At 37.8% G+C, this 2,814-nt stretch carries 4 protein-coding genes and 1 pseudogene; 3 read left to right on the top strand and 2 right to left on the bottom strand.

The genetic code is table 11. From position 1 onward, the window contains the following. The first annotated feature begins 24 nt into the window (after nucleotides 1-24). Entirely contained in the window at nucleotides 25-231 is a 207-nt protein-coding gene (locus IQ229_RS24350; protein ID WP_228013657.1) for a hypothetical protein, read from the top strand. Nucleotides 232-458: 227 nt separating this feature from the next. On the opposite strand, the gene IQ229_RS24630 is transcribed toward IQ229_RS24350, so the two are convergent. Both IQ229_RS24630 and IQ229_RS22430 read right to left on the bottom strand, forming a co-directional pair. Further along, nucleotides 459-584 carry a hypothetical protein gene (locus IQ229_RS24630; protein ID WP_265583008.1) on the bottom strand — a complete coding sequence of 42 codons (126 nt, stop codon included), beginning with the start codon at nucleotides 582-584 and terminating at the stop codon, nucleotides 459-461. Nucleotides 585-737: 153 nt separating this feature from the next. Then, nucleotides 738-911, bottom strand: a pseudogene (locus IQ229_RS22430) (IS701 family transposase); the annotation flags it as partial. Nucleotides 912-1,196: 285 nt separating this feature from the next. On the opposite strand from IQ229_RS22430, the gene IQ229_RS22425 reads away from it, so the two are divergent. Together IQ229_RS22425 and IQ229_RS22420 are read left to right on the top strand one after the other, a co-directional pair. Then, nucleotides 1,197-1,472: a hypothetical protein gene (locus tag IQ229_RS22425; protein WP_194047528.1), complete on the top strand. Its 276-nt coding sequence runs from the start codon at nucleotides 1,197-1,199 to the stop codon at nucleotides 1,470-1,472. 371 nt (nucleotides 1,473-1,843) lie between these two features. After that, on the top strand, nucleotides 1,844-2,814 hold a 971-nt coding region (locus IQ229_RS22420), incomplete at its 3' end, for a DEAD/DEAH box helicase (RefSeq protein ID WP_228013656.1).

Below are 2,814 nucleotides of genomic sequence, written 5' to 3'. Positions count from 1 at the left end.
GTTCATAATACTATATATATATAAATGAAAACTCAAAGTGTCATAGCAATCGTAACGACTCCAACAGTAATCTCAGGAATCCTTGGAGCAATCTGGGCAATATTTTATTTCAGATATACCCAAAATATTCAAGCAAGTTTTGAATTGTTTTTCTACTTCTTTTGTGCTGGTTTTGTTGCTGGAATAGCTGGTCTAATTATTGGTTTTTTATATCAGTCGATTGTAGGTTAATAAAGTATCAGATTTGGGACGGGCATTATTAAAAAGTTCTTTGAGAAAGTACGTCAGTAGTACTGATTTTTTCATACCCAAATAGCAATAGTCAGACCAATTCAAAAAATGGTCAATGTTCCGCTCTCTAGCGGTCAAACTTTTAGATATTCTCATTGCTGCACCTTTGTTATTGTATTTCTTGCGGAAATTTTAGATTACTGATACCAACAGGACTTACGCAACTGTCACAAGCAATGGCGCGGTGTAACCGCGCCGCGCGCTGCCTCACCAGTCGTACAGAATTCATACGCTAAAGGAATAATACCGCGAATGCCACCACCATCAATTGATAAAATCCGAACGTTATTCATTGTATTTTCTACAATTTACGTCTTGAAGCCAACAGACATAATCATGCCTATTGCTATGTAGGTTTACCATCAGTGATATTACTTAAAGTTTCATCAAATTTATAAATAGTCAATATAGGAATCTGGTTAACGGGACTTAAACAAAAATTAAGCTCAAATATAACCCAAACTGGCTTTGTAAAAGGCAAACAGGTCACGATTGAGTATCAACCAATCAAAAAATCGATAAGACATAGCCGTTCTAAACGCCTCCAAAGCTTCAGTAAAAGTGTTCAGAGGCTTGTTAGCCCACCTTCGCCTTAAACCCCCAGTTAACAGATACCAAAGGAAATCCCAAGTGATTACCTACGGTAGGCGAGTACGCCGGGAGCAGATTTACTATTTATTTTCTAGTGGATTTCTAACCAGTTGTGGTGAAGTGATAACCGAATACTGTGAATTGGCTGCTGAGTTCTACAGCATTAGGTCAACAACTGGCGATTTGTGTCTGTTCTGTTCTGTTTTGTTGATATCTTATTTAAACTGCAATTCACAGACTTGTGATGCCAAATTGCCAAAACCTATGAATGTGGTTCGTAACTTCAAATTTTTCAAGCGAACGCGAGTAGGGTCTTGTACAGAGGAAAACCAAGAGCGATCGCTCTCTTCACTCCTCAAATTCCTAACCTTGCTAAAATCCCTATATTTAATCACACAAACCTACTACCATTCCTGGCAAAGGATTTGAGCAGCACCAAACTACAAAAATCGATAAACTTGTTGAATATGCTGCGTCAACAACAGGGTCAAGTATGTTGGTGGAAAATCTGGCGCGAAGATCCGGTTTGGATCTGGAGATTCGGTTTGGGAGTTTTTGTGTTAGAAAAGCTACTGCTTAGGGAAAACTGAAAACAAGACCCTGTTTTGAAGACTTTGATTGTAATTCATCAGTCGAACGCTCCAAATTACACAACAGAATTGGCAACGCATACATGAGTTAAATTCATAGTATTTATGTACTATTTATTGACAAATAAGTACTTGTTGCTAAAATCTTTTAACAAGTCAGGGTAAATTAAGTTAGTAATTTTTTAGAAGTGAAATTGCACTCAAGCGATCTAATCAGGGATTCTCATGCAAGATTTATTAGATATTGATTTTTTTATGCTTATTTAGACTTAGAAATTAATAGTGAAAATAATATATACCGCATAGGATTAGTCTCTCTGAATTTAACAAAAGATTTTTATCAAGAGAATCTAAATCAAGCTTACGAAGAAATGAGGAAGCTGAAAAATAGTAATTTATCAGTATGCGGTCATAACTTCCGCCGCTTTGATTACCCTTATCTGATTGAGCAAGAACCGCAATTATCTTCTTGGCATATAATTGACACTTTAGAACTATCAATACTCGCTTTCCCTCTACAGCATTCCCATAAGCTAAATAAAGACTATAAGCAAAGTGAATATTCAAGTAATAATCCCGTAGAAGACGCACAGGCAACTCGATTATTACTTGGTCAACAATTAGAAGCACTATTTAAAAAGCCTGATGAAGTACAACAGGTATATATTTGGCTCCTGACTTGTGGTTGCGAAGATGCAGACCTTGCATATCAACAATTTTTCCGTGATAACCTTGGTTTGAAGATTGAACAACCCGCCATAGAAATGCTGCCAGAAACAATGCTAAAGGGAATAAATCAATCCTATTTGCAGCAGCTATGGTCTAGTCCACAAACTTATGATTTTGATACAAGATTATGCGTGGCGGGATTACTGGCTTGGAACTATGAGTGCAATACCAATGAATCGAAGCAGGTTTTTTGTGATTGGCTCAGACATTTAAATGGTTTTCAAGCTGTACTTGAGAATTTGCGTCCTTTAAGTACAGATGAATTCGCTATCAGCTCTTACTTGGAATATTTTGAAATTCCCAGTTTTCGACCTTTGCAAGAAGAAGCTGTGCAAGCAATTATTAGTAATGAGCGTCCGCTTGTCCTCATGCCTACTGGCGGTGGTAAATCTTTATGCTACCAATTACCAGCTTTCATGTTCCACGAAAGGCACAAAGCGCTGACTGTCGTGATTTCGCCACTCCAAGCATTAATGGCAGATCAGGTAGCAGATTTAGAACAAGCTGGGTTTTTCTTCGCCACTTTTATCAACGGCAATCTCTCAGCAGCAGAACGTCGTCAGCGATTATCAGAACTGCGTTCTGGTTCCAAGGGTTTGCTGTATATCAGTCC

It is taken from the genome of Nostoc cf. edaphicum LEGE 07299 (assembly GCF_015207245.1).
In the GTDB taxonomy this organism is placed as follows: Bacteria; Cyanobacteriota; Cyanobacteriia; order Cyanobacteriales; family Nostocaceae; genus Nostoc; species Nostoc edaphicum_B.
The sequence above is the reverse complement of the archived record's forward strand: the minus strand, read 5'-3'. Positions and strand labels throughout refer to the sequence as shown.